The sequence below is a fragment of the Ottowia pentelensis genome (assembly GCF_964341695.1).
Window position 1 is genome coordinate 2,388,756 of record NZ_OZ224513.1, and the last position, 26,563, is coordinate 2,415,318.

Consider the following 26,563-nt stretch of genomic DNA (forward strand, 5'->3'; position numbering starts at 1 on the left):
AACGACCATGAACGGCGCCCAAGCCCTGCTCAAGACCCTGGCCGACGCCGGGGTCGAAGTCTGCTTCACCAACCCCGGAACCAGCGAAATGCACTTCGTCGCCGCGCTGGATGATGAACCGCGCCTGCGCGCCGTGCTGACCCTGTTCGAGGGCGTGGCCACGGGCGCGGCCGACGGCTACGCGCGCATGGCGGGCAAGCCCGCCGCCACGCTGCTGCACCTGGGCTGCGGCCTGGGCAACGGCCTGGCCAACCTGCACAACGCACGCAAGGGCAAGGTGCCCATCGTCAACATCGTGGGCGACCACGCGACCTATCACGTCCAGTACGACGCACAGCTGCAGTCCGATATCGAGACCGTGGCGCGCAACGTCTCGCCCGGCTTCGTGCGCACTTCGGCCAGCACGGCGCAGTTGGGCCAGGACGCGGTCGACGCCATCGCCGCCGCGCGCGGCCGGCCCGGCCAGGTGGCCACGCTGATCCTGCCGGCCGACGTGTCGTGGAGCGAGGGCGGCGTGCCCTGTCCGCCGCCGCCACCCGTCGAGCCCAAGGCTGCCGACGAAGCCACCGTGCAGGCCATCGCCGGCATCCTGCGCTCGGGCCAGAAGACTGCGCTGCTGCTGGGTGGCCACGCGCTGCGCGAGCCGGCGCTGCTGGCCGCCGCGCGCCTGGCCGCGGCCACCGGCGTGAAGCTGCTGGCCGAGGTGTTTCCGACCCGGCTGGAGCGCGGCGCCGGTCTGCCCACGATCGAGCGCCTGGCCTACTTTGCCGAGCTGGCCGGCGTTCAGCTGGCGGGCCTGCAGCACCTGGTGCTGGTGGACGCCAAGTCGCCCGTCTCCTTCTTCGCCTACCCCGGCAAGGCGAGCGACCTGGTGCCGCCCGGCTGCACCATGCACACGCTGGCCGCGCCCGAGCACGATGCGCTGGCTTGCCTGCAACAATTGGTCGCCGCGCTGGACGCGGGCTCGGCCCAGCCCGCCCTGCAAGCCGCCACCCGGCCCGAGCGCCCCACGGGCGAACTCACCGCCGCCAAGGCCTGCCAGGCCCTGGGCCACCTGCTGCCCGAGGGCGCCATCCTGATCGACGAAGCCATCACCTCGGGCCAGAAGCTGGGCGCCATGACGGCCGGCGCGCCGCGCCACGACCTGCTCACGCTCACCGGCGGCGCCATCGGCCAGGGCCTGCCCAGCGCCGTGGGCGCGGCCGTCGCCTGCCCCACGCGGCCGGTGATCGTGCTGGTGGGCGACGGCGCGGCCATGTACACCGTGCAGGCGCTGTGGACCATGGCGCGCGAGCAACTGCACGTGATCGGCATCGTCTTCAACAACGCGTCCTACTCGGTGCTCAACATCGAGCTGGAGCGCGTCGGCGCCGGCGAGCCCGGGCCGCGCTCGCGCGCGCAGCTCGATCTGGGCGCGCCGCAACTCGACTTCGCGCGGCTGGCGCAGGGCATGGGCGTGCACGCCGTGCGCGCCGACAGCGCCGAGGCCTTTTGCGCCGCGCTGGAATACGCGCTGGCCACGCCCGGCCCGCACCTGATCGAAGCCCTGGTGCCCGAATCCATCCGCGGCGCCAAGCGCAAGGTGCTGCCCTGGGTGCTGGGCGCCGCGCCCCACCTGCCGCAGCCGGTGGCGCAGGCGCTCAAGCGCGCGATCGCGCCTTAGGAACCTCACCATGCCCGTACACATCGATCAGCAGGGGCCGGTGGCCGTGCTGACCCTGGACCGACCCGAGAAACGCAACGCCTTCGACGGCGCGCTGACGGCCGCACTCGACGCCGCGCTCAATGCCTTCGAGGACGAGCCCGCACTGCGGGTGGCGGTGCTGACCGGGGGGACGCAGTTTTTCTCCGCCGGCACCGACGTGGTGGCCTGGGCCGGCGAGCCGACGCCGCGTGGCGGCCCCTACGGCATCGCCGGCCGACGGCTGCAAAAGCCCGTCATTGCCGCCGTCGAGGGCATCGCCGCCGGCGGCGGCTTCGAGATCGCCCTGTCCACCTCGTTGATCGTGGCCTCCCGCACGGCCTCGTTCTCGTTGCCGGAAGTGGGCCTGGGCCTGATTGCCGAGTGCGGCGGGCTGTTTCGCGGCCCGCGCGCCCTGCCGCTCAACATCGCGCGCGAGCTGCTGCTGACGGGCGCGCCGCTGGGCGCCGAGCGTGCCCACGCCCTCGGCCTGGTGAACCGCCTGACCGAGCCCGGCCGGGCGCTGCCCGAAGCGCTGGCGCTGGCGCGGCAGATCGCCGAACGCGCGCCGCTGGCGGTGCGCGAGACGCTGGCGGCGCTGGAGCAGCTATACGCCGACAATGACGAACGGGGCTGGGCGCTGACCCAAGCCGCCAAAATCGTTGTGCGCGAGTCCGCCGACGCCCGGGAGGGCGTTGCCGCCTTCAAGGAACGGCGGGCGCCGCGCTGGCAGGGCCGTTAACGCCTGCCAATCCAGGCCATCAAACTGAACGCCATGGCCCGCATGGCGCACTCGTCTTGAAAGGAAACGCCCCATGTTTGCCGTCTATGCCTCCCAAGCCAAACCGGACGACCCCCTGTCCGCACTCGCCGTCGGCGAGCGCCCGGCGCCCGATGTGCCGCCCGGCCACGTCGCGGTCAACGTGCGCGCGGCCAGCCTGAACATGCACGATGTGTGGACGCTGCGCGGCGTGGGCATCCGCGCCGAGCAGTTTCCGATGATCCTGGGCATGGACGGCGCGGGCGTCACCGACGATGGCCGCGAGGTGGTAATCCACGCGGTCATCCCCTCGCCCGGCTGGCGCGGCGACGAAACCCTGGACCCCCGGCGCAGCATGTTGACCGAGAGCTACCAGGGCACCTTTGCCGACCGGGTGGTGGTGCCCGAGGCCAATGTCCTGCCCAAGCCGGCGGCCCTGTCCTTCAGCGAAGCGGCCTGCATGGGCACCGCCTGGCTCACCGCCTATCGCATGCTGTTCGTCAAGTCGGGCCTGCGGCCGGGTCAGACCATGCTGGTGCAGGGCGCCTCGGGCGGCGTGCCCACCGCCTTGGTCCAACTCGGGCGCGCAGCCGGGCTGCAGGTGTGGGTGACGGGCCGCAGCGAGGCCAAGCGCGCGCTGGCGCTCGAGCTGGGCGCGCATGCCGCGTTCGAGTCGGGCGCGCGCCTGCCCGACCGCGTGGACGGCGTGTTCGACAGCGTCGGCCGCCAGACCTGGTCGCACTCGCTGCGCGCCCTCAAGCCGGGCGGCGTGCTGGTCACCTGCGGCGCGACGACGGGCGACGCCACCGCCGGCGAGTTGCAGCGCGTGTTCTTTTTGCAGCTGCGCATCCTGGGTTCGACCATGGGCACGCGCAGCGAACTGGCCGACCTGCTGAGTTTTTGCGTGCAGGCCGGCATCCACCCGCGCATCGGCGCCGAGCTGCCGATGACCGAGGCAGCGCAGGCCTTTCAGCTCATGATGGCGGGCGAGACGGGCGGCAAGGTGGTGCTCACCCGCTGACGGATGACAAGCCCCGCGCCGCCCGCCGCTGGCCCCACCAGCCCAGCAGCTCGTTGGCCAGCAGGGCGCCGATGACCAGCGCGCCGCCCTGCAGCACCTCGGGCCGCGGCGCCTCGCCGGCAATGGCCCAAACCAGGCCGATGCCGAACACGATCTCCAGCAGTCCCAGCAGCGACACCTCGGCCGCCGGCAGCACGCGCGCGCACAGCACGGCCAGCACGCTGGGGATGGCCAGTTGCCCCACGCCCAGCGCGGCCAGCCAGCCCAAGTCGCGCGCCGACGCGGCCTGAGGCCAGGCCCAGGGCGCCACCGCCAGCGCCGACAGCACGGCGCCCAGCAGCACGGCGGGCACCAGGTCCACCGGCGTGCCATGCGACTGGCCCTGCTGCGACACCGTCCAGTTGACGGCCGAGGCCAGCGGCACGCCCAGCGCGACGATGGAGCCCAGCCAGGCCGCGGCGTCGCCGGCCTCGCCCAACTGGCCAGCAAACATCCAGGCCATGCCGATGCCCGCGACGGCGATCGCCGCCCAGGTGCGGCGCGGCAGGCGCCGGCCGGTGACCAGGCGCGACAGCAGCGCCGTCAGGAAGGGGCCGAACGCCATGGTCACCAGCACGCGCGCCACGCCGGTGAGCGAGAGCGCGACCATGAAGGCGGTGAACATGACGGCCCAGCACAGCCCCGACAGCCACAGCGTCGGCTGGCCCCAGGCGATGCGCTCCCACACGCCGCGCCCGCGCCACAGCGGCAGGATCACGAGCAGCGCCAGCGCGGTGAAGGCGCTGCGCCAGAAAGTCACTTCCAGGCCCTGGGCGTGCTCGATCTGGCGCGTGACCACGCCCGCCGTGCTCCACAGCAAGGTGGTCAGCACCATCATCCACACCGCGCGGGTGTGCGACCAGGATGGGTGGGCCGTCACGACGACCGCCGCAACTCAGACCGCCGCTTCGCGGCTGGCGCGCTTGCGATCGTGTTCGTTCAGGTGGCGCTTGCGCAGGCGGATGCTCTTGGGCGTGATCTCGACCAGCTCGTCGTCCTCGATGAACTCGACGCCGTACTCCAGCGTCAGCACGATCGGCGGCGTGATCTTGATCGCGTCTTCCTTGCCCGAGACGCGGAAGTTGGTCAGCTGCTTGGTGCGCGTGGCGTTGACCACCAGGTCGTTGTCGCGGCTGTGCACGCCCACGATCATGCCCTCGTACACCGGGTCGCCCGCCTTGACGAACATGCGGCCGCGGTCGTCCAGCTTGCCCAGGGCGTAGGTGAAGATCTCGCCCGCGTCCATGCTGATCAGCACGCCGTTCTTGCGCCCGCCGATCTCGCCCTTGTGCGGCTCGTAGCCGTCGAACAGGTTGCTGATCAGGCCGGTGCCGCGCGTGAGGTTGAGAAACTCGTTGCCAAAGCCGATCAGCCCGCGCGCCGGGATGCGGTACTCCAGCCGCACGCGCCCGCGGCCGTCGGGCTCCATGTTGACCAGCTCGCCCTTGCGCTCGCCCAGCGCCTGCATCACGCCGCCCTGGTGACCTTCCTCGATGTCGGCCGTCACCAGCTCGATCGGCTCGCAGCGCTCGCCGTCGATGTCCTTGAACACCACGCGCGGCTTGGACACCGCCAGCTCGTAGCCCTCGCGGCGCATTTCTTCAAGCAGGATGGTCAGGTGCAGCTCGCCGCGGCCCGAGACCTCGAACACGCCGTCCTCGTCGGTTTCCTTCACGCGCAGCGCCACGTTGGAGCGCAACTCGCGCTGCAGCCGGTCCCAGATCTGGCGACTGGTGACGAACTTGCCTTCGCGCCCGGCCAGCGGGCTGGTGTTGACGCATAAGTTCATGGTCAGCGTCGGCTCGTCGATCTGCAGCATGGGCAGCGGCTGCGGGTTGGCCGGGTCGGTCAGGGTCTCGCCGATGCCCACGTTCTCGATGCCGTTGACCAGCACGATGTCACCCGGGCCGGCCTGCGTGACCTTGACGCGGTTCAGGCCCTCGAAGGTCTGCACCTCGTTGACGCGCGCCTTGTAGCTGGCGCCATCGGGCCCGGCCATCACCAGCACCTCCTGCCCCGGCTTGATGGTGCCGGCGTTCACGCGGCCCACGCCGATGCGCCCGACGAAGGTGGAGAAGTCCAGCGCCAACACCTGCAGCTGCAGCGCGCCGTCGGCATCGCCCTCGTGCGGCGGCACGTGCTTGAGCACGGTCTCGAACAGCGCCGACATGTCGGGGCCCCACTGCTCGCCCGGTTCGCCCTCGGCCAGCGAGCTCCAGCCGTTGATGCCCGAGGCGTAGACCACCGGAAAGTCCAGCTGCTCGTCGGTGGCGCCCAGCTTGTCGAACAGATCGAACGCGGCGTTGATGACGTAGTCGGGCCGCGCGCCAGGCTTGTCGACCTTGTTGACCACCACGATCGGCTTCAGGCCCAGCGCCAGCGCCTTCTTGGTGACGAAGCGCGTCTGCGGCATGGGGCCTTCCTGCGCGTCGATCAAGAGCAGCACGCCGTCTACCATGGACAGCGCCCGCTCCACCTCGCCGCCGAAGTCGGCGTGGCCGGGGGTGTCGACGATGTTGATGTGGGTGCCCTGCCAGCTCACGGCGCAGTTCTTGGCCAGGATGGTGATGCCGCGCTCGCGCTCGATGGCGTTGTTGTCCATCACCGTGTCGACGACCTTCTCGTGCGCGGCGAAGGTGCCGCTCTGGCGCAGCAATTGGTCGACCATGGTGGTCTTGCCGTGGTCGACGTGGGCGATGATGGCGATGTTGCGAATGGCTTTGGTCATGATGGCTTGATTTTCAAGGGGTGGCCGCCGCAGGACTGGCCTGGGCGTGCAGGATTTGCTGAATCTCGATGGGGCTGAGCAGCCGCGTGGGGATGAGCTCGCCGGCCTCGACGTGAGCGGCGCCCAGCAGCGCGCGCGGCGCGGCGCCGAACACCGCCACGCGCTCGGCATCGTCCCAAGGCCCGCGCCGGCGCAGGCCGCTCAAGAAGCGCCCGGCATCGGCCTCGTCCAGCGTGATCGGCTGGTGGTCGGTCAGCAGCGCTTCGGGCGGCAGCAATCGGGCCAGGCGCTGCTCTTCATCCAGGGCCTCCAACTCGGGCAGCCCGATGCAGTCCATCTCTCGGAACGGCCCGGTCGCCAGGCGCCGCAGCGCGCTCAGGTGCGCGCCGCAGCCCAGGGCTTGGCCGATGTCCTCGCCCAGGGAGCGAATGTAGGTGCCCTTGCTGCACATAACTATGATATTTATAGCTGACTGCGCTTGATCGGCGGGCGCCAGCGCCATATCCAGCTTGGAAATCTGCACTGTGCGCGGCGCGCGCTCGACCTCGATGCCGGCGCGGGCATAGTCGTACAGGGGCTTGCCGTCCTTCTTGAGCGCGCTGTGCATGGGCGGCACCTGGGTGATCGAGCCCAGGAACTGCTGGCGCACGCGCTCCAGCTCGGCCGCGGTGATGGCCGGCACGGCGCGCCGCTCGACGACCTCGCCTTCGGCGTCGCCCGTGCTCGTACGCTCGCCGAGCTGCAGGGTGGCGGCGTAGGTCTTGTCGGCATCCAGGTGCAGGCCGCTGAACTTGGTGGCGGCGCCAAAGCACAGCGGCAGCACGCCGCTGGCCAGCGGGTCGAGCGTGCCGGTGTGGCCGGCCTTTTCGGCGCGCAGCAGCCACTTGGCCTTCTGCAAGGCCTGGTTGCTGGACAGGCCCAGCGGTTTGTCGAGCAGCAGCACCCCGTGCACGGGGCGCCGGACGACCCTCGTGCGCGGCGCGTGCGGCGCGCCCCCACGCTCCCCCGCTGCGCGTGGTCCGCTGCCCCCCAAGGGGGCTTTCGCACCTTGGGACGGCCCAGCGGTACTCATGGCTTACTCGTCGTCGTCCTTGGAGCGCGAGGCCACCGCCTTGGCGATCAGCGCGTTCATGTCGGCCGCGCGCTCGGTGGTGCGGTCGAACACGAAGTGCAGCGTCGGCACGGTGTGGATGTGCAGGCGCTTGAACAGGCCATTGCGCAGGTGGCCGGCGGCGTGGTTGAGCGCCTCGGCCGTGCCCTGCGGGTCGCCGGTCAGCACGCTGAAAAACACCTTGGCGTGCGCGTAGTCGGGCGTGACCTCGACCGCGTTGAGGGTGACCATGCCCACGCGCGGGTCCTTCAGCTCGCGCGCGATCAGCTCCGACAGATCGCGCTGGATCTGGTCGGCGACGCGAAAGCCGCGGTTGGGGACGGTGCTGCGCTTGGGCATAAAAATTCAGGGCGCAGAGAACGCAAAGGTTTCGCAAAAAACGCTAAAGAGACAGAACACCATTGGATGGATTCTTTTGCGTCCTCTGCGTATGTTTCGCGTCCTCTGCGTCCGGTATTGCGGCTTACAGCGTGCGCGCGATCTCCTTGATCTCGAAGAACTCCAGCTGATCGCCTTCCTTGATGTCGTTGTAGTTCTTGAGCTTGATGCCGCACTCGAAGCCTTCCTTGACCTCGCGCACGTCGTCCTTGACGCGCTTGAGCGACTCGAGCTCGCCGGTGTAGATGACCACGTTGTCGCGCAGCAGGCGGAAGTGCGCGTCGCGGCGCACCAGCCCGTGCGTGACCATGCAGCCGGCCACGGTGCCGATCTTGGAAGCCACGAACACGGTGCGGATCTCGGCCGTGCCGATGACCTCTTCCTTCTGCTCGGGCGCCAGCATGCCGGACATGGCGGCCTTCAGCTCGTCCACCGCGTCGTAGATGACGTTGTAGTAGCGAATCTCGACGTCGTTGCCCTCGGCCAGCTTGCGCGCGCCGGCGTCGGCGCGCACGTTGAAGCCGATCACGATGGCCTTGGAGGCGATCGCCAGGTTGATGTCGCTCTCGCTGATGCCGCCCACGCCGGTGTAGACCATCTGCACCTTGACCTCGTCGGTCGACAGCTTGAGCAAGGTAGCGGCCAGCGCCTCCTGCGAGCCCTGCACATCGGCCTTGACGATGATGGGCAGGTGCTTGACCTCGCCGGCCGACAGGTCGGAGAACATGTTCTCCAGCTTGGCGGCCTGCTGCCTGGCCAGCTTGGTGTTGCGGAACTTGCCGGCGCGGTAGGTGGCGATCTCGCGCGCGCGGCGCTCATCGGTCAGCACCATGAAATCGTCGCCGGCCTGCGGCACCTCGGCCAGGCCCTGGATTTCGACCGGGATCGACGGGCCGGCCGACTTGGTGGCCTTGCCGTCCTCGTCCAGCATGGCGCGCACGCGGCCGAAGGTCTGGCCGGCCAGCACCACGTCGCCCACGTTCAGCGTGCCGGACTGCACCAGCACGGTGGCCACCGGGCCGCGGCCCTTGTCCAGGCTGGCTTCGATGACGATGCCCTTGGCGGCGGCATCGACCGGCGCCTTCAGCTCCAGCACCTCGGCCTGCAGCAGCACCTGCTCCAGCAGCTCGTCGATGCCCTGGCCGGTCTTGCTGGACACGGCGATGAAGGGCGAGTCGCCGCCGAATTCCTCGGGCACCACCTCTTCGGCCACCAGCTCGGCCTTGACCTTCTCGGGGTTGGCGTCGGGCTTGTCGGACTTGGTGATGGCCACCACGATCGGCACCTGCGCCGCCTTGGCGTGCTTGATGGCCTCGCGCGTCTGCGGCATCACGCCGTCGTCGGCGGCCACCACCAGGATCACGATGTCGGTGGCCTGCGCGCCGCGCGCGCGCATCGCGGTGAAGGCCTCGTGGCCGGGCGTGTCGAGGAAGGAGATCACGCCGCGCGGCGTCTGCACATGGTAGGCGCCGATGTGCTGCGTGATGCCGCCGGCCTCGCCCGCCGCCACCTTGGCGCGGCGGATGTAGTCCAGCAGCGAGGTCTTGCCGTGGTCGACGTGGCCCATGACGGTGACCACCGGCGGGCGCGGCAGCGCCTCGGCGTCCTGCGCCTGCACTTCCTGGTCGGTGAAGGCCTCGGGGTCGTCCAGCGCCGCCACCACCGCGGTGTGGCCCATTTCCTCGACCACGATCATGGCCGTGTCCTGGTCCAGCGGCTGGTTGATGGTGACCATCTGGCCCATCTTCATCAGCGTCTTGATGACCTCGGAGGCCTTGATGGCCATCTTGTGCGCCAGCTCGGCCACGGTGATGGTCTCGGGCACGTGCACCTCGAGGACGCGATGCTCGGCCGGCGCCTCCACCACGGCCTGCTCGTCGCGTCCGCGCTCGCCGCGGCGGCCACGCGGGCCGCCACGCCAGTTGTTTCGCCCCACCCCGCCGCTGCTGTCGCCGCGCGTGGGAATGCCCTTCTTCTTGGCCGGATCGCCGGCCCAGCTGGACGACAGCTTGGCCGACTTGAGTTCCTTGTTGGCGCCCGGCGTTGCCGTCTTGGCCGCGGCACCGGCGGCGCCCGCCTTGGCCTTGGCGGCGGTCGTGCCAGCGGCGGCCTTGCCCTCGTCGGGCTTCTTGGCCACCAGCACCTTGCGCGGCGCGTTCATCATGGCGCGGATGGCCTCGGCCTCGGCCAGGGCCTTGCGGCGCTTGGCCTCGTGCTCGCGCGCCAGGGCGGCTTCGTCCTCGGCGCTGGGCGCAACGGCCGCGGCCGGCGCTGCAGCCGGCTCAGCCTGGGCGGGCTCGGCCTTGACCGGCTCGGCAGCGGGTGCCTCGGGTTCGCCGATCGAGGCCGGAGCGGCCGCGGGCGCCGGCGCAGCCTGGGCGGCGGCCTGCTCGGCGGCTTGGGCGGCCAGGCGGGCCTGCTCGGCCGCGGCCTGGCGCTCCTGCTCTTCGCGCAGGCGGCGCTTTTCGGCCTGTTCCTCGGCCTGGCGGCGCAGCAGCTCGGCGTGGCGGCGCGCTTCTTCGTCGCGCCGCGCCTGCTCGGCGGCGTCGATGATGGGCGCGGGCGCCGGTGCGGGCGCAGCGGGCGCGGCCGCTTCAGCGGCGGGTGCGGGCGCGGGCGCGGGCGGCGCCACCTCGTCCTCGCGCTTGATGAAGGTGCGCTTCTTGCGCACCTCGACCTGGATGGTGCGCGCCTTGCCCGAGGCGTCGGCCTGCTTGATCTCGCTGGTGGTCTTCTTGGTCAGCGTGATCTTCTTGCGCGCGGCGCCGGTGCCGTGGCTGGCCTCCAGGTAAGTCAGCAGCTGCTGCTTGTCGGAGTCGGTCAGGACGTCGGTGGTCGCGCGCTTGCCCACCCCGGCGGCGTGGAGCTGCTCCAGCAGCGCGTCAGCGGGGCGCTTGAGTTCGTTCGCGAAATCGGCAACGGTGGTGTTCGTCATATACGGTGCGTGTCTCCATGTCCTTACTCTTGGCCGGCGAACCAGTGCTCGCGTGCCTTCAGGATCAGGGCTCGGGCTTCGTCCTCGGACTGCCCAGTGATGGCGGTGAGTTCGTCGACGGCCAGGTCGGCCAGGTCGTCGCGCGTCTGCACGCCGGCCTCGGCCAGCTGGCCGATCAGCGCGGGGGTCAGGCCCTCCAGGTCGCGCAAATCCTGCGACACCGCGTCCATGCTTTCCTCACGCGCGATGGCCTGCGTCAGCAGGGCATCCTTGGCGCGGGCGCGCAGCTCCTCGACGGTTTCCTCGTCGAAGCCCTCGATGTCCAGCATTTCCTGGATCGGCACGTAGGCCACTTCCTCGAGGTTGGTGAAGCCTTCGGCGATCAGCATGTCGGCGATTTCCTCGTCGACGTCGAGCTTTTCCATGAACAGCTTGCGCAGCGAGGTGGTTTCCTCTTCCTGCTTCTGGGCCGATTCGGCCGCGTCCATGATGTTGATCTTCCAGCCCGTCAAGTCGGACGCCAGGCGCACGTTCTGGCCGCCGCGGCCGATGGCGATGGCCAGGTTTTCCTCGTCCACCACCACGTCCATGGCGTGCTTTTCCTCGTCGACCACGATCGACGACACATTGGCCGGCGCCAGCGCGCCGATCACGAACTGCGCCGGGTCGTCCGACCACAGCACGATGTCCACGCGCTCGCCGGCCAGCTCGTTGGTGACGGCGTTGACGCGCGTGCCGCGCACGCCGACACAGGTGCCGATCGGGTCGACCCGCTTGTCGTGCGAAAGCACGGCGATCTTGGCTCGGCTGCCCGGATCGCGCGCGCAGCTCTTGATCTCCAGCAGGCCCTGCTCGATCTCGGGCACCTCGTTGCGAAACAGCTCGATCATGAATTCGGGCGCCGAGCGCGACAGCAGGATCGGCGCGCCGCGCAGCGTCAGGTCGACCTCCATGATCATGGCGCGCACGCGGTCGCCGTTGCGCAGGTTTTCCTTCGGGATCATCTCGCTGCGGCGCAGGCGCCCTTCGACGCGACCGCTCTCGACGATGATGTCGCCCTTGTCCATGCGCTTGACGGTGCCGGTGAAGATTTTTTCGCCACGGCTCATGAAGTCGTTCAGCAGCATCTCGCGCTCGGCGTCGCGGATCTTCTGCAGGATGACCTGCTTGGCCGCCATGGCGCCGATGCGCCCGATCGGCACCGAGTCGACCGGCTCCTCGATGTATTCGTCGACCTCGATGTCGGCAATGCGGTCCTTGGCGTCCATCAGCAGTTCCTCGGCATCGGGGTTCTGCAGGCCCGCGTCGTCGGGCACCACGTGCCAGCGGCGGAAGGTCTCGTAGTCGCCGGTCTCGCGGTCGATCGCCACGCGCAGATCGACGTCGCCTTCGTACAGCTTCTTGGCAGCCTGGGCCAGCGCGGCCTCGACCGCGCCGAACACGACGTCGTGCTCGACGTTCTTCTCGCGCGAAATCGCCTCGACCAGCATCAACAGTTCGCGGTTCATGGTGTCACCTGTTTCAATACTCTCAAAGGAACGGCGCGTGGCGTCTATTCCTGCTTTGCCTCGACCGAATCGCCCCTGGGCTTCCGGCCCTTGAAATCAACCACCGACGCCAGGCGCGCCGAGGCCAGTTCATCCAGCGCGAAGTCCAGCGCCTGCTCGGGCGCCACCTCGCGCTTCTTGCTCACGCGCACGCCCGGCTTGGTCGCCGGCTCGTCGCGCCACACGATGCGCCAGCCCTCGCCTTCGCCGCGCTGCAGCGTGCCGCGAAACTTCTTGCGGTTGGCGGCCACCTGGCCGGCCGCGGCCACGCCGATGGGCGCCTTCAGCACCAAGTCGACCAGCTCGCCCGCGAAGCGCTCGAAGTCCTGCGCGTGGCGCAGCGGCCGGTCGATGCCGGGCGAGGACACCTCCAGGCGCTGGTAGTCCGCGCCCTCGACCTCCAGCACGTACTGCAACTGGCGCGTGACGCGCTCGCAATCGTCCACCGACACGCCGCGTTCGGCCTGCCCGGCGGCCCAGGGCCAGTCGATCGTCACCCGCAGCAGCCCCCCGGCCGAGCGTTCCAGCTCGACCAGCTCATAGCCCAATGAGCGCACGGTGTCGTCGATCGTCTGTTGCAGTGCCACGTGTGTCGTCGATGAAGCCTGCGGCCGCGCCGCGCCCTTTCGGCGCCCGGCGCTGGCGTTCAGGCATAAAAAATGGGCGGGTGCAAGGCCGCCCATGTGGTCGTCAATCCATCGAATTTTAGCATGAACTTGCCCGCGCGACAACGACTTGGTGGCCAGGCCGCCCTGCGCCGGGCGCGTGGCCGGTCAGGCCGCCGCCAGCAGCTTTTGCGTGTAAGGGTGCCGCGGCGCGCCCAGCACCTGGGCGGCGGCGCCGGCTTCGACCACCGCGCCGTCCTTGAGCACCATCACCTCGTGCGCCATGGCCTGCACCACGGCCACGTCATGGGTAATCAGCAGATAGGCCAGCCCACGCTCGCGCTGCAGCGTCTGCAGCAGGGCCAGCACCTGCTTCTGGATGGTGACGTCGAGCGCGCTGGTGGGCTCGTCCAGCACCAGCAACTCGGGCCCGACGATCAGCGCCCGCGCCAGGGCGATGCGCTGGCGCTGGCCGCCCGAAAACTCATGCGGATAGCGGGCCAGCAGGCCGGGAAACGCGCTTTCCGTCAGACTGACGTCCGCCAGGGCCTGGCGCACGCGCGCAAGGCGCTCGGCCTCGGGCAGCGCGGACTGATGCACGTGCAGGCCCTCGCCGACGATCTCCTGCACCGTCATGCGCGGCGACAGGGACGAAAACGGGTCCTGAAAGACCACCTGCGCGGCGCGGCGCAGCGGCCGGTCGGCGCCGGCCTTGTAGCGCCAGGGGTGGCCGGCGACCCGGATGTCGCCGCCCACCTGCCGGCGCGCCAGCAGGCCCAGCGCGGCCTGCGCCAGGGTGGACTTGCCCGAACCCGACTCACCGATCACGCCCAGCGTGCGGCCGGGCGGCAGGCTGAAGTCGGCGCCCTGCAGCGCGACGAACTCGCCCTTCTTGAACCAGCCGCGGATGCCGGGCAGCGGCGTCGGGTAGACCACGCGCAGCCCCTGCGCCGCCAGCACCGGCGTGGCGCCCGGCGGCGCGGGGCGCTCATCGACGTCGCGCTCGGGCCGGCTGGCCAGCAGCTGACGGGTGTAGGCGTGGCGCGGCGCGGCAAACAGCGCTGCCGTGGCGCCCTGCTCCACCAGGCGGCCGTGCTGCATCACCGCCACGCGGTCGGCAAAGCGGCGCACCAGATTGAGGTCGTGCGTGATGAGCAGCACCGCCATGCCGGTCTCGCGCTGCAGCTCGCCCAGCAGGGCCAGGATTTGCCCGCGCAGGCTGACGTCCAGCGCCGTGGTCGGCTCGTCGGCCAGCAGCAGCCGGGGCTGGCAGGCCAGCGCCATGGCGATCATGGCGCGCTGGCGCTGGCCGCCCGACAGTTGGTGGGGGTAGGCGCCGGCCCGTCGCGCGGGCTCGGGGATGCCGGTTTTCGCTAACAATTCGATAGCTGTCCGCGCAGACTGGGCGGGCGTCAGCGCTCGTTTCAGCCTTAAAACCTCGGCGATCTGCTCGCCCACCGTCATGAGCGGGTTGAGCGCCGTCATCGGCTCCTGAAAGATCATCGCGATGTCGTCGCCGCGCAGGCCGCGCAGCTCGCGCTCGGGCAGGGCCAGCAGGTCGCGCCGGCCCCGCGCGGTGTCGAACAGCGCCTGCCCCTGCGTGCGCGCGCCGTGCAGCAGGCCCAGCAGCGCCAGCGCCGTCACCGACTTGCCCGAGCCCGACTCGCCCACCAGCGCCAAGCGCTCGCCCGGCGCCAGCGCGAAGTCCACGCCCTCGACCACGGTCTTGGGGCCGAAGGCGACCTGCAGGCCGCGCACCTCCAGCAACGGTGCCGTCATGCGGCAGCCTCTATCGATTTGATAGCTGCTTGCGATTGTTGTGTCTTGGCTAAAGCCATATTTGTCTTGAAATTCATGCCTCTCCCTTGCGCGGGTCCAGCGCATCACGCAGCGCGTCGCCCATGAAGGTCAGCAGCAGCAGGGTGACGACCAGCACGCCGAAGGTGGAGATCGAGATCCACCAGGCGTCGATGTTGTTCTTGCCCTGGCTCAGCAGCTCGCCCAGGCTGGGCGTGCCGGGCGGCACGCCCAGGCCCAGAAAGTCGAGCGAGGTCAGCGCCAGAATGGCCGCGCTCATGCGAAACGGCAGAAAGGTCACCACCGGCACCATGCTGTTGGGCAGGATGTGGCGCCAGATGATGCGGCTGTTGGGCACGCCCAGGGCGCGCGCGCTCTTGACGTAGTCGAGCTGGCGGTTGCGCAGGAATTCGGCGCGCACGTAGTCCGACAGGCCCATCCAGCCGAACAGGCTCAGCAGCACCAGCAGCAGGCCCAGGCTGGGCGCCAGCACGGCGCTGAAGATGATCAGCAGGTACAGCTCAGGCATCGAGCCCCAGACCTCGATGAAGCGCTGGAACGCCAGGTCGGTCTTGCCGCCGAAAAAGCCCTGCACGGCGCCGGCCGCGATGCCCAGTACGGTGCCCACCGCCGTCAGCGCCAGCCCGAACAGCACGCAGACGCGAAAGCCGTAGATCAGCTGCGCCAGCAGGTCGCGCCCGCGGTCGTCGGTGCCCAGCCAGTTGGCGCGCGAGGGCGGCGCCGGGTTGGGCGCCTGCGCAAAGTAGTTGATGGTGTGCGCGCCGTAGGGGTTGGGCGGGTAGACGGCCCAGTTGCCGGGCTTGGCGAACTGCGCCTTGATGAAGGGGTCGAGGTAGTCGGTCTCGGTCTCGAAGTCGCCGCCGAACACCTTCTCGGGGTAGGCCTTGACCAGCGGAAAGTAGAACTGCCCGTCGTAGCGCACCACCAGCGGCTTGTCGTTGGAGATGACCTCGGCCAGCAGGCTGAGGCCCACCAGCAGGACGAACAGCACCAGGCTGACAAAGCCCAGCCGGTTGCGCCGAAAGCGCCGCCAGGCCCAGCGAGCGGGCGAGGGGCTGGGCGCGGCCGTCTCAGCCATGCGGCGCCAGCAGGTTGACGAAGGGCTCGCGCCCCTTGAAGCGGTAGGCGCCGAAGTCGCGCTCGTCCGTGCTCAGGATGCGCCCGTGGCCCAGGTGCTGGGCCAGCAGCACCAGCGAGGCGTCGGCCAGGTCCATTGGCAACTGGGCGTAGCGCGCCATCAGGTGCGCCAGCCGCTCGGTCTGCGAGGCCTGCCATTGCCACACGGCCACGCCGCCGGCGGCCACGTCGAGCAGCAGCGCCTGGGCGGCGGCGGTGCCGATCCAGCACGTGAGCAGGTGCGTGGCCTCGGTCAGCACCGGCCAGGTGGTGATCCAGCCCTCGGTCTGGGTATCGAGAGCCTGCACCGCGCGCCCGTGCCAGGCATCGCCGGCATCGGCCAGCGCATAGAAGAACCCGGCGTCGGCAATGATCATGCACGGCCCTTGGGTGCGCGGGGCGCCGGCCACGGCGCGGCGGGTTCGTGCACCGCGGGCGCCTGCCCCTGGTGCTTGTCGGCCCAGGCTTCGGCCAGCCGATCCTTGTAGCGGCCGGCCACGTCGCTGCGGCCGCTGCGCCCCTGCCCGACAAAGGCGGCGAAATGGCTCAGGCCGCCACGCTGGGCGCGCAGCTGGTCGTAGTAGTGCTGCACGCTGGTGCGCAGCACCTCGCTCACGCCCAGACCGGTGGCCTGCGCCAGATACATCAGCTGCTGCTCGGCGTCGCCTTCGAATCGTGCATTCACGCGCATGATGAAAAGCTCCGAGGGTGTGGACGAACGGAATGAATCGATTTGTCTTGCATTGTATGACAGATGCGCCGCTGCGGTGCCGGGCCCGTCAATCGAACTTGACACGCGGGTCCACCCACACATAGGTCAGGTCGCTCACCAGCTTGGTGACCAGGCCGATCAGCGTGAACAAATACAGCGTGCCCAGCACCACCGGATAGTCGCGCCGGATCACGCTCTCGTAGCTCAGCAGGCCCAGGCCGTCGAGCGAGAACAGCGTCTCGATCAGCAGCGCGCCGGTAAAAAACGCGCCGATGAAGGCGGCCGGAAAGCCGGTGACGATGGGAATCAGCGCGTTGCGGAACACGTGCTTCCACAGCACCTGCCGCTCCGACAGGCCCTTGGCGCGCGCCGTCAGCACGTACTGCTTGCGGATTTCCTCCAGAAAACTGTTCTTGGTCAGCATGGCGGTGACGGCAAAGCTGCCCATCACCATGGCCGTCACCGGCAGCGTGATGTGCCACAGGTAGTCCATGATGCGCGCCGGCCAGCTCAACTCGTCCCAGTTGCCCGACGTGAGCCCGCGCAGCGGAAACCAGCCCAGCTGGCCGCCAAAGACCACCAGCAGCGCCACCCCCAGCACGAAGCCCGGGATGGCGTAGCCCGCCAGCACCAGCAGCGTGGTCACCAGGTCGAACCGGCTGCCCGCGCGCACCGCCTTGGCCACGCCCAGCGGCACGCTGATGCCGTAGCTGATGAAAAACGTCCACAGCCCCAGGCTGATCGACACCGGCAGCTTCTCGCGGATGAGCTGCCACACGTCCTTGTTCTGGAAGAAGCTGCGCCCCAGATCGAACCGCGCGTAGTTCTTCAGCATCAGCCAGAAGCGCTCGTGCGCCGGCTTGTCGAAGCCGTACAGCTTCTTGATCTCGGTCAGGCGCTTCTCATCCACCCCCTGCGCGCCGCGATAGGCCAGCCCGCCGCCCTCGGCCACCGCGCCACCGGCGCCCGCGCGCGCCTCGGCCAGGTACTGCTCCACCGGCCCGCCCGGCACGAACTGGATGACGACGAAGGTCAGCAGCAGCACGCCGAACAGCGTGGGCAGCATCAGCAACAGGCGCTTGAGGATGTAGGCCAGCATGGTGCGCGATAGGATAGTGCAAGCGGCCAGCGGGCCCGCGTGCGAGAACCCCCATGAAGCTTCACATCCTCTCCGACCTGCACCTGGGCGTGCAGGGCATGGCGCAGCCGGCCACCGACGCGGACGTCGTGATCCTGGCCGGCGACATCAGCCGGCCCGAGCGCGCGGCCGCATGGGCGCTGGCCTTCGGCAAGCCGGTGATCTACGTCATCGGCAACCACGAGTTCTACGGCTCCAGCCTGCCCGAGGTGAAGGCCGCCTTTCACCGCCTGCTGGATGGCACGCAGGTGCACCTGCTGGACGACAGCGCGGTCGAGCTGGGCGGCGTGCGCTTTCTGGGCGCCACCCTGTGGACCGACTTTTTGGCCCACGGCGAGGGCGCGCGGCAGGCCGAGGCGATGCGTCAGACGCGCGAGTTCATGTACGACTTCAAGCGCGTGCGCACCGGGCCGGGCGCCAACGCGCCGCTGCTGACGCCCGAGGACACGACGCGGCTGTTTGCCGCCAGCAGCCGCTGGCTGGATGCCGAACTGAACCGCCCCTTTGCCGGGCCGACGGTGGTCGTCACCCACCACGCGCCAACGCTGCACAGCATTCACCCGCGCTTTGTCGGCTCGCCGATCAACGCCGCCTTCGTGTCGGACGCCGCCTGGCTGCTGAAGGGGCGGCGCGCGCAGCTGTGGATTCACGGCCACACGCACGACAGCTTCGACTACGAGTTGGACGGCACGCGCGTGCTGTGCAACCCGCGCGGCTATGCGCGCGATGGCAAGGTCGAGAACGCCCTGTTCCAGCCCGAGTTGGTGGTCTCGGTGGGTTGAAGCTCACCAGCGCTCAGTGCGCAGATTCAGGCGGCTGGCGCGCCCACCAAGTTTCGATGGCCCAAGACTCGCCCTGAAAGTAGGCCGGCACCACGTCGGGCTTGGCCAGCCGCCAGGCGTTGTAGGCCAGCCGATGCACCGGCGAATACCACTGCGGCAGCAGGTAGTGCTCGTGGCTGACCACGCGCTCCAGCGCGCGGCACGAGGCCAAGAATTCGGGCTTGGTCGCCGCGCCCACCATGTGGGCGATCAGGCTGTCCACGGCCGGGTTCTTGACGCCGGCCAGGTTGCCCGAGTCGGGCGTGTCGGCGGCCTTGCTGCCGAACAGGTCGGCGTATTCCTGCCCCGGGTTGAGCGTGCCTTGGTAGGCGATGGTGGTGATGTCGAAGTCGAAGGTCTGCAGTCGCTGCTGGTACAGCGCGTAGTCGACCGCGCGATAGGTCAGGCGGATGCCCAGCTTTTCCAGGTTGCGCCGCCAAGGCGCCACCACGCGCGCGCCGCCCTCGTTGCTGTCCAGGTATTCCAGCACCATGGGCTCGCCCTGGGCGTTCTTGAGCACGCCGTCCTGCACGGTCCAGCCCGCCGCGGCCAGCAGCTGTTGCGCCTGGCGCAGGTTCTCGCGCAGGCCGTTGGGGCTTTGGTCGGTGCGCGGCGGCTCGAAGGCGGGGCCGAAGGCCGCTGGCGGAATGTCCTGCCGGTACGGCGCCATCAGCGCCCGCTGCGCCGCGTCGGGCGAGCCCGTGGCCGCGCACTCGGTGTTGCCGAAGATGCCGTGCACGCGCCGGTAGGCACCGTAGAACATCTGGCGGTTCATCCACTCGAAGTCGATCGCCAGGCCCAACGCCTGGCGCACGCGCACGTCCTGCAAGAACGGGCGGCGGGTGTTCAGCACGTAGCTTTGAAAGCCGGTGGGCAGATGGTGCTGAAACTCGCCCTTGACCAGCTCGCCGCTCTTGAACTTGCGGCCGTTCACGCGCCGCGCCCAGTCGCCGGCCGAGTAAAACGCCATGAGATCGAATTCGCCCGCCTTCAGCGCCTCCAGCCGGGCGGTGTTGTCGCGGTAGATCTTGACCTGCACGCGGTCGAAGTTGTCGGTGCCGCGCTTGACGTTGAGATCGCGCGCCCAATAATTGGGGTCGCGCACATAAGTGATGTCGCGCCCGAAGTTGACCGGGCCGATCTTGTAGGGCCCGCTGCCGATGGGCGGCTCCATCACCACCTGGTCGAAGGGCTTGCCCTGCCCCCAGGTGCGGCTGAACACCGGCAGGCCGCCGACGGTGAGCGGCAGCTCGCGGTTGGGCTGCTTGAAGCGAAAGCGCACGCTGCGCTCGTCCAGCACGTCGACGCCGGCGACCTCGATCAGCATCGTCTTGAAGGCCGGCGAGGTGTAGGGGCCGACCAGGGTGTCGAAGCTGTGCTTGACGTCGGCCGCCAGCACCGGCGAGCCGTCGTGAAAGCGCGCCTCAGGGCGCAGGCGGAAGGTGGCCGACAGCCGGTCGGGCGCGACGCTGACGTCCTCGGCCAGCAGGCCGTAGGCGGCGCCGGCCTCGTCCAGCGAGCCGGTCAGCAGCGTGTCGAACATCAGCAGCGTGATGTAGGTGGGCGCGCTGCCGCGGATGGTGAAGGGGTTGTACTTGTCGAAGGTGGAGGCGCGCGAATTGCCCACCAGGCGGATTTCGCCGCCCTTGGGCGCGGCGGCGTTGACGTAGTCGAAATGGCTGAAGCCGGCCGGATACTTCAGCTCGCCCCACAGCGCGTAGCCGTGCGCGGCCCAGGCCGGAAAGCTGCAGGCCAGGAGCAGGGCCGCCAGAACAAGTCGCATGCGACAATTCTGCCGCTATTTTTCGAGGAGCTAGCGCATGACCAACCCGAACGGCTTTCTGGCGGGCAAGAAGCTTTTGATCACCGGCGTGCTGTCCAACCGATCCATCGCCTACGGCATTGCCCGCGCCTGCCACGCGCAGGGGGCCGAGCTGGCCTTCAGCTACGTCGGCGAGCGCTTCAAGGGCCGCATCACCGAATTCGCCGCCGAGTTCGATTCGAGCCTGGTGTTCGACTGCGACGTCGGCAGCGACGAGCAGATCGAGCGCATGTTCGCCGAGCTGGGCCAGGTTTGGCCCAGGTTCGACGGCTTCGTGCACGCCATCGGCTTTGCGCCGCGCGAGGCGATCGCCGGCAACTTCTTCGACGGCCTGAGCCGCGAAAGCTACCGCATCGCGCACGACATCAGCGCCTACAGCTTTCCCGCCCTGGCCAAGGCCGCCCTGCCATTCTTGAGCGACAAGGCCGCGCTGCTGACGCTGAGCTACCTGGGCGCGCTGCGCAGCATCCCCAACTACAACACCATGGGCCTGGCCAAGGCCAGCCTGGAAGCCGCCGTGCGCTACATGGCCGAGGCGCTGGGCGGTCGGGGCGTGCGCGTCAACGGCATCAGTGCCGGCCCGATCAAGACGCTGGCCGCCAGCGGCATCAAGGACTTCGGCAAGCTGCTGGGCTACGTGGCCGCTGCCGCGCCGCTGCGGCGCAACGTCACCATCGAGGACGTCGGCAACGTCGCGGCCTTTTTGCTCAGCGACCTGGCCAGCGGCGTGACGGCCGAGATCACCTACGTGGACGGCGGCTTCAGCCAGACGGCGGGGCTGTCGGCTGATATGGTGGGGTGATGGGCGGAATGCGGGTCGAATCGAGCTCCAGCCGTCGCCAATCAAGCGCGAGTAGCTATTATCAATATAGCTGGCGACCGATGATCGAGCTGCCAGAACCGGCGCAGATCGCCCGGCTCGCACCCGAGTGGCCGGCGGCTCGAAGGCGCAGGAAGAAGATCGCGCCTTGAGCCAGGGTCTGGCCGCTGCCGTCCACCACGAGCTGATCGTCAAGAAAAGCCGCTTCATCGCCTGCGTGCAGCCGGTGGATGGGCGCGCGCAGGCGCTGCAGCTGGTGGCCGCCTTGCGCCAGCAGCACCCCGACGCCACGCATGTGTGCTGGGCGCTGCTGGCCGGCGGTGATTCGGCCGCCGTGGACGACGGCGAGCCCGGCGGCACGGCCGGGCGGCCCATGCTGCATGTGCTGCGCCAGCAGGACCTGGACGGCGTGCTGGCCACCGTGGTGCGCTATTTCGGCGGCGTCAAGCTGGGCGCGGGCGGACTGGTGCGAGCCTACACCGACGCCGTGGCGCAGGCGCTGCTGGCGGCCGACAAGGTGCCGCTGGTGCGCTGGCTGGCGCAGGCCTGCGCCCTGCCCTACGCCCTGGAAGGCGCGGTGCGCCACGCCCTGCAGCAGGCGCCCGTGCGGGCGGTGGATTTGCAGCACACGGACGAGGTGCTGCTGCGCTACGAGGTGGCGGCCGACGCGCGAGTGGACGTGCGCGCGCAACTGGATGAAATCGGCCAGGGCCGCCTGCGCTGGCTGGAACCCTGATCAGGCCCTACTTCGGCCGAAACAGCGCGCAGAGCTTGTTGCCGTCCGGATCGCGCACATAGGCCAGGTACAGCGCGCCCCCGGCGCCCTCGCGCAGGCCGGGCGGCTGCTCGATGGAGGTGCCGCCATGCGCCAGCGCCGTGGCGTGAAAGGCCTGCACCTGTTCGGCCGATTGGCACTTGAAGCCGACGGTGCCGCCGTTGGCGTGGCTGGCCGCCGCGCCGTCGATCGGCTCGGACACGCAGAAGGTGTTGCCTTCGTGCCGATAGAACAGCCGCGTCTGGCCGGTGGCGTTCTGGTTGCGGACGGGCTCGGGCACGCCCAGCTGGCCGAGCACGGCGTTGTAGAAGCGCTGTGAGCGCTCGATGTCGTTCGATCCGACCATCACGTGGCTGAACATGGGCTCGCTCTCCTGTCGACGGGTTCAATGAAGCAAAACAATATCGTACCGAAGCGCCCCCGCCGAGGCCGGCTCAAAACGCCGATTCGGCGTACGCCAAGGTCGCCCCCGCGCCCGCCACGACGGCATGGCGCAGACCGGCCGACCTGGGCAAAACGTGATCGGCGTAGAAGCGGCTGCCGAGGATCTTGTGCGTCAAAAACTCGGATCCAGGATCGGGCCTGAGCAGCCGGTCGGCCGCCAAGGCCGCGCGGCCCATCTGCCAGCCGCCCGCCACGATGCCCAGCAGCTCCAGGAAGGGCACCGACCCCGCCAGCGCCGGCTTGGGGCCGCTGGCCCACGACTTCACGATCGATCCGACGGCGGCCTCGAGATCGTCGATGCCCTGGTTCAGCCGCTCGCCGATGGCGCGCAGCTCGGCATCCGTATGGGCCTGCAGCTCGGCCTGCACCGCGCGCATGCGCGCGATCAGCGCGCCGATCACGCGCCCGCCGTCGCGCCCCACCTTGCGCCCGACCAGGTCCATGGCCTGGATGCCGGTCGTGCCCTCGAAGATGGTCGTGATGCGCGCATCGCGCAGATGCTGCGCCGCGCCGGTTTCCTCGATGAAGCCGACGCCGCCATGCACCTGGATGCCCATGGACGCGATGTCCAGCCCGACCTCGGTGAACCAGCCCTTGGCAATCGGCATCATCAGCTCGACGAAGGCCTGGTGCTCTTCGCGCACCTGCGCATCGGGGTTGGCCGCCGCCTGGTCCATGCTGGCCGCCATCACGCCGGCCAGCGCGCGCATGGCCTCGATGCGGCACTTCATGTTCAGCAGCATGCGGCGCACGTCGGGGTGGCGGATGATGGCCACCCGCTCGTTGCCGGCGCCGCCCTGCTCCACGCCCTGCACGCGCTCGCGCGCATAGGCGCGGGCCTTCTGGTAGGCGCGCTCGGCCAGGCCGATGGCCTCCAGGCCGACCGAAAACCGCGCCGAGTTCATCATGATGAACATGTACTCCAGCCCGCGGTTTTCCTCGCCGACCAGCTGGCCGACGGCACCCTCGCCATCGCCGAAGGCCATGACGCAGGTCGGCGTGGCGTGCAGGCCCAGCTTGCGCTCGATCGACACCGCGCGCAGGTCGTTGTGCGCGCCCAGCGAGCCGTCGTCGTTGACGAAGCGCTTGGGCACGACGAACAGCGAGATGCCCTTGGTGCCCGCCGGGGCGCCGTCGACGCGAGCCAGCACCATGTGGATCACGTTGGGCGTCAGGTCGTGGTCGCCATAGGTGATGAAGATCTTGGTGCCGTGCAGGCGGTAGCTGCCGTCGGCCGCGCGGGTGGCACGCGTGCGCACCGCCGACAGGTCGGAGCCCGCCTGCGGCTCGGTCAGCACCATGGTGCCGGTCCACTCGCCGCTGATCAGGCGCGGCAGATAGCGCCGCTGCTGCTCGGGCGTGCCGACTTCGCTCAGCACCTGCACCGCGCCGCGCGACAGCAGGCCCAGCAGGCCGAAGGCGATGCTGCCGCTGTTCATCATCTCCTCGACCGGAGCGGCCAGCACGCCGGGCAGGTTCTGCCCACCCAGCGCCTCGGGGACGGCCAGCGTGGGCCAGCCGCCTTCCACGTAGCTCGCGTAGGCGCGCACCCAGCCCGCCGGCATGCGCGGCCGCCCGCCTTCCAGGCGCACGCCTTCGACGTCGCCCGGGTGGTTGAGCGGCGCAATGACTTCGGCGGCAAAGGCGCCGGCCTGCTCCAGCACCGCGCGGGCGGTGTCGGGCGTGGCCTCGCCATGGCCGGGCAGCGCGGCGATGTCCTGCAGGCCGGCCAGTTCGTTCAGCACGAACTGCATGTCCTGCAACGGGGGGATGTAGTCACTCATGGGGTCGATTCGGCAGTCGGGTGCGATGTTTTCGCCGGCTCAGCCGTGCATGGTCAGGCCGCCCGACACCGAGAGCACCTGGCCGGTGATGAAGTTGGCGTCGTCGCTGGAGAGGAAGGCCACGGCGCCGGGAATGTCCTCGGGCTGGCCCAGGCGCTTGAGCGGAATGGCACGCTTGAGGCCGTCGTAGATTTTCTGGCCGAACTCACCGCCGCCCGTGAAGGACTGCAGCAGCGCCGTGTCGGTCGGGCCGGGGCAGACCACGTTGACGCGCACGCCGGCACGCGCGGTTTCGCGCGCCAGCGTCTTGCTGAAGGCGATGATGCCGCCCTTGCAGGCGGCATACACGGATTCGCCCGAGGAGCCGACGCGGCCCGCGTCCGAGGCGATGTTGACGATCTTGCCGCCGCCGGCGGCCACCATCAGCGGCACCACGGCGTGCTGCAGACTCAGCGGGCCCTTGAGGTTGATGGCGATCAGCTTGTCCCACAAATCGGGCGTGGTGTCGACGAACTGCTTGGCCACGTCCCAGCCGGCGTTGTTGACCAGGATGTCGATCTGCTTGAGGTCGGCGTGGACCTTCTGCACCGCCCGGGCGACCGCGTCGTGGTCGGTGATGTCGAGTTGCACCGTGCTCAGCTGGCCCGCGTACTGCGCGAACTGGGCCTTGACCTCATCCAGGCCGGCCTGGTTCAGATCGAAGGCGGCGACGCGCGCGCCCTCTTCCAGAAAACGTTGCACCAGGCTGCGGCCGATGCCGCCGGCAGCGCCCGTGATGATGGCGACTTTGTCCTTGAGTCCACGCATGGGAATGCTCCTTTGATGAGAGGGTCGGTCAGTGCTCGCGCTTGGCGATGATCTCGGCGACATGGTCGCGCAGCTTGAACTTCTGCAGCTTGCCGGTGGCCGTGCGCACGATGGGCTCGAAGATCACGTGCTTGGGCGTCTTGAAGCCCGGCAGCCGGGCGCGGCAGAACTGGATGATGTCGTCCGCGGTCAGCGTGCCGACGTATGGGGGATGCAGCTCCAGCACGGCGCAGGGCACCTCGCCCCATTTCTCGTCAGGCACGGCCACCACGGCGGCCTGGAACACCGCCGGATGCGTGAACAGCACCTCCTCGACCTCGATCGACGAGACGTTCTCGCCGCCCGAGATGATGATGTCCTTGGAGCGGTCCTTGATCTCGATGTAGCCGTCCTCGTGCATCACGGCCAGGTCGCCGCTGTGCATCCAGCCGCCGTGAAAGACCTCGCGCGTGGCCTCGGCGTTCTTCAGGTAACCCTTCATGCCCAGGTTGCCGCGAAACAGCACCTCGCCGATGGTCTTGCCGTCGCGCGCGACGGGCTGCAGGGTGCTCGGGTCGGCGACGATCATGTCGCCCGCCACCGCCGTGCGCACGCCCTGGCGGCCCATGCGGCGCAGCCGCTCGTCGTCGCCCATGGCGGCCCAGGCGTCCTGCACCACGCAGGTGGTGTTGACGCCATGCGCCTCGGTCATGCCGTACACGTGCAGCACCTCGAAGCCCAGGGCCTCGGTTTGCGCGATCACCGTCACCGGTGGCGAGGCGCCGGCGCAGGCCACCCAGATGGGGGTTTCGGGCCTGACCCAGTCCTTGGGCTTGCCCATGACCAGGGCACTGAGCACGGCCGGCGCGCCGCAGAAATGCGTGACGCCGTACTGGCGGATGGCGGCGTAAATCTCATCGGGCACCACCTTGCGCAGGCACACGCTGGTGCCGCCCACGGCAGCCAGGGCCCAGGCGTAGCACCAGCCGTTGCAGTGAAACAGCGGCAAGGTCCACAGGTAGACCGGCGTGCCGGCGTTGAGCCGTGCGTAGAGGGTGGTGCCCAGGGCATTGAGGTAGGCCCCGCGATGGTGATAGACCACGCCCTTGGGGTTGCCGGTGGTGCCCGAGGTGTAGTTGAGCGCGATGGCGTCCCACTCGTCCTCGGGGTAGCGCAGCGCGACATCGGTCGGCGCCTGGGCAAGAAAACTCTCGTATTCGATCACGCCGACCGGCTCGGCGTCGGGCACGTCGGCGGCGCGGATGTCCACCACGTCCAGCTGCAGGCCGGACAACTTGACGGCCTGGCGCGCCACGTCGGCGAACTGCTGGTCGACCAACAGCAAGCGCGTCTCGGAGTGCTGCAGGATGAAGGCGATCGCCGGCGCGTCCAGGCGGATGTTGATGCTGTTGATGACAGCGCCCGACAGGGGCACGCCGAACTGCGCCTCCAGCATCTCGGGGATGTTGGCCGCCAAGATGGCCACCGTGTCGCCGCGCCGGATGCCGGCGCCGATCAGCGCGCGCGCCAGACGGCGGCAGCGCTGGGCGTACTCGGCCCATGTATGGCGCCGCTCACCGTGGATGACGGCGATGCGGTCGGGGTAGACATCCGCCGCCCGGTCCAGCAGCCCGAGCGGGGTCAGTGGCTGGTGGTTGCCGGGGTTCTGGTCGAGGTCTTGCGAGAACTTGCTGGTCATGGTGGATGAAGGGTGGAAGATTG

At 69.5% G+C, this 26,563-nt stretch carries 23 protein-coding genes; 6 read left to right on the plus strand and 17 right to left on the minus strand.

What is annotated here, in order from left to right:
• Positions 1-7 precede the first annotated feature (7 nt).
• From ACWHMB_RS11570 to ACWHMB_RS11580, 3 genes are all read left to right on the plus strand, one after another.
• A complete protein-coding gene (locus ACWHMB_RS11570) occupies positions 8-1,663 on the plus strand; it encodes an acetolactate synthase large subunit (protein WP_377485213.1) in 1,656 nt (551 codons plus the stop codon).
• A gap of 10 nt (positions 1,664-1,673) precedes the next feature.
• Positions 1,674-2,423 (plus strand): enoyl-CoA hydratase-related protein, encoded by a 750-nt coding sequence (locus tag ACWHMB_RS11575; protein ID WP_377485215.1) that lies wholly within the window; start codon positions 1,674-1,676, stop codon positions 2,421-2,423.
• Between the two features lie 73 nt (positions 2,424-2,496).
• Positions 2,497-3,462, plus strand: a complete 966-nt coding sequence (locus ACWHMB_RS11580; RefSeq protein WP_377485217.1) for a zinc-binding dehydrogenase — start codon at positions 2,497-2,499, stop codon at positions 3,460-3,462.
• Here the strand turns inward: ACWHMB_RS11580 and ACWHMB_RS11585 are convergent.
• The 12 genes from ACWHMB_RS11585 to ACWHMB_RS11640 form a co-directional block, all read right to left on the minus strand.
• The gene (locus ACWHMB_RS11585) at positions 3,452-4,336 is read right to left on the minus strand and encodes a DMT family transporter (protein ID WP_446686304.1); all 885 of its coding nucleotides are present in this window, start codon (positions 4,334-4,336) and stop codon (positions 3,452-3,454) included. The two genes, ACWHMB_RS11580 and ACWHMB_RS11585, sit on opposite strands and share 11 nt — an antisense overlap.
• Positions 4,337-4,396: 60 nt before the next feature.
• A complete protein-coding gene (typA, locus tag ACWHMB_RS11590; RefSeq protein ID WP_447648539.1) occupies positions 4,397-6,229 on the minus strand; it encodes a translational GTPase TypA in 1,833 nt (610 codons plus the stop codon).
• 13 nt (positions 6,230-6,242) lie between these two features.
• Entirely contained in the window at positions 6,243-7,181 is a 939-nt protein-coding gene (gene truB, locus ACWHMB_RS11595) for a tRNA pseudouridine(55) synthase TruB (RefSeq protein ID WP_377485221.1), read from the minus strand.
• A 123-nt stretch (positions 7,182-7,304) separates the two neighbouring features.
• Positions 7,305-7,679: a 30S ribosome-binding factor RbfA gene (rbfA, locus tag ACWHMB_RS11600; RefSeq protein ID WP_377485223.1), complete on the minus strand. Its 375-nt coding sequence runs from the start codon at positions 7,677-7,679 to the stop codon at positions 7,305-7,307.
• A 124-nt stretch (positions 7,680-7,803) separates the two neighbouring features.
• The gene (gene infB, locus ACWHMB_RS11605) at positions 7,804-10,653 is read right to left on the minus strand and encodes a translation initiation factor IF-2 (RefSeq protein WP_377485225.1); all 2,850 of its coding nucleotides are present in this window, start codon (positions 10,651-10,653) and stop codon (positions 7,804-7,806) included.
• A gap of 23 nt (positions 10,654-10,676) precedes the next feature.
• The gene (gene nusA, locus ACWHMB_RS11610; RefSeq protein WP_377485227.1) at positions 10,677-12,161 is read right to left on the minus strand and encodes a transcription termination factor NusA; all 1,485 of its coding nucleotides are present in this window, start codon (positions 12,159-12,161) and stop codon (positions 10,677-10,679) included.
• Positions 12,162-12,205: 44 nt separating this feature from the next.
• Positions 12,206-12,787 carry a ribosome maturation factor RimP gene (gene rimP, locus ACWHMB_RS11615; protein ID WP_377485229.1) on the minus strand — a complete coding sequence of 194 codons (582 nt, stop codon included), beginning with the start codon at positions 12,785-12,787 and terminating at the stop codon, positions 12,206-12,208.
• A gap of 186 nt (positions 12,788-12,973) precedes the next feature.
• A complete protein-coding gene (locus ACWHMB_RS11620; RefSeq protein WP_377485231.1) occupies positions 12,974-14,584 on the minus strand; it encodes an ABC transporter ATP-binding protein in 1,611 nt (536 codons plus the stop codon).
• Positions 14,585-14,657: 73 nt separating this feature from the next.
• The gene (locus ACWHMB_RS11625; protein ID WP_377485233.1) at positions 14,658-15,701 is read right to left on the minus strand and encodes an ABC transporter permease; all 1,044 of its coding nucleotides are present in this window, start codon (positions 15,699-15,701) and stop codon (positions 14,658-14,660) included.
• Entirely contained in the window at positions 15,694-16,116 is a 423-nt protein-coding gene (locus ACWHMB_RS11630; protein ID WP_377485235.1) for a type II toxin-antitoxin system VapC family toxin, read from the minus strand. The genes ACWHMB_RS11625 and ACWHMB_RS11630 overlap by 8 nt, the downstream gene beginning before the upstream one ends.
• Complete coding sequence (locus tag ACWHMB_RS11635; RefSeq protein WP_293224938.1) at positions 16,113-16,424, minus strand: hypothetical protein; 312 nt, start codon at positions 16,422-16,424, stop codon at positions 16,113-16,115. The genes ACWHMB_RS11630 and ACWHMB_RS11635 overlap by 4 nt, the downstream gene beginning before the upstream one ends.
• Before the next feature lie 94 nt (positions 16,425-16,518).
• The gene (locus ACWHMB_RS11640) at positions 16,519-17,550 is read right to left on the minus strand and encodes a microcin C ABC transporter permease YejB (RefSeq protein ID WP_377485237.1); all 1,032 of its coding nucleotides are present in this window, start codon (positions 17,548-17,550) and stop codon (positions 16,519-16,521) included.
• A gap of 53 nt (positions 17,551-17,603) precedes the next feature.
• On the opposite strand from ACWHMB_RS11640, the gene ACWHMB_RS11645 reads away from it, so the two are divergent.
• Complete coding sequence (locus ACWHMB_RS11645) at positions 17,604-18,371, plus strand: metallophosphoesterase (protein ID WP_447648540.1); 768 nt, start codon at positions 17,604-17,606, stop codon at positions 18,369-18,371.
• Positions 18,372-18,384: 13 nt separating this feature from the next.
• On the opposite strand, the gene ACWHMB_RS11650 is transcribed toward ACWHMB_RS11645, so the two are convergent.
• Complete coding sequence (locus ACWHMB_RS11650; RefSeq protein ID WP_377485241.1) at positions 18,385-20,193, minus strand: extracellular solute-binding protein; 1,809 nt, start codon at positions 20,191-20,193, stop codon at positions 18,385-18,387.
• A 37-nt stretch (positions 20,194-20,230) separates the two neighbouring features.
• Here ACWHMB_RS11650 and fabI point away from each other — a divergent pair, with 37 nt between their 5' ends.
• Positions 20,231-21,034: an enoyl-ACP reductase FabI gene (gene fabI, locus ACWHMB_RS11655; protein ID WP_377485243.1), complete on the plus strand. Its 804-nt coding sequence runs from the start codon at positions 20,231-20,233 to the stop codon at positions 21,032-21,034.
• A 166-nt stretch (positions 21,035-21,200) separates the two neighbouring features.
• Complete coding sequence (locus ACWHMB_RS11660) at positions 21,201-21,788, plus strand: IMPACT family protein (RefSeq protein WP_377485245.1); 588 nt, start codon at positions 21,201-21,203, stop codon at positions 21,786-21,788.
• 7 nt (positions 21,789-21,795) lie between these two features.
• On the opposite strand, the gene ACWHMB_RS11665 is transcribed toward ACWHMB_RS11660, so the two are convergent.
• The 4 genes from ACWHMB_RS11665 to ACWHMB_RS11680 all read right to left on the minus strand — a co-directional run bounded on the left by ACWHMB_RS11665 (position 21,796) and on the right by ACWHMB_RS11680 (position 26,540).
• Positions 21,796-22,188 (minus strand): VOC family protein, encoded by a 393-nt coding sequence (locus ACWHMB_RS11665; protein ID WP_377485247.1) that lies wholly within the window; start codon positions 22,186-22,188, stop codon positions 21,796-21,798.
• Positions 22,189-22,261: 73 nt separating this feature from the next.
• The gene (locus ACWHMB_RS11670) at positions 22,262-24,055 is read right to left on the minus strand and encodes an acyl-CoA dehydrogenase (RefSeq protein WP_377485249.1); all 1,794 of its coding nucleotides are present in this window, start codon (positions 24,053-24,055) and stop codon (positions 22,262-22,264) included.
• A gap of 39 nt (positions 24,056-24,094) precedes the next feature.
• Positions 24,095-24,862 (minus strand): glucose 1-dehydrogenase, encoded by a 768-nt coding sequence (locus ACWHMB_RS11675; protein WP_377485251.1) that lies wholly within the window; start codon positions 24,860-24,862, stop codon positions 24,095-24,097.
• Positions 24,863-24,890: 28 nt separating this feature from the next.
• A complete protein-coding gene (locus ACWHMB_RS11680; protein ID WP_377485253.1) occupies positions 24,891-26,540 on the minus strand; it encodes an AMP-binding protein in 1,650 nt (549 codons plus the stop codon).
• Positions 26,541-26,563 lie beyond the last annotated feature (23 nt).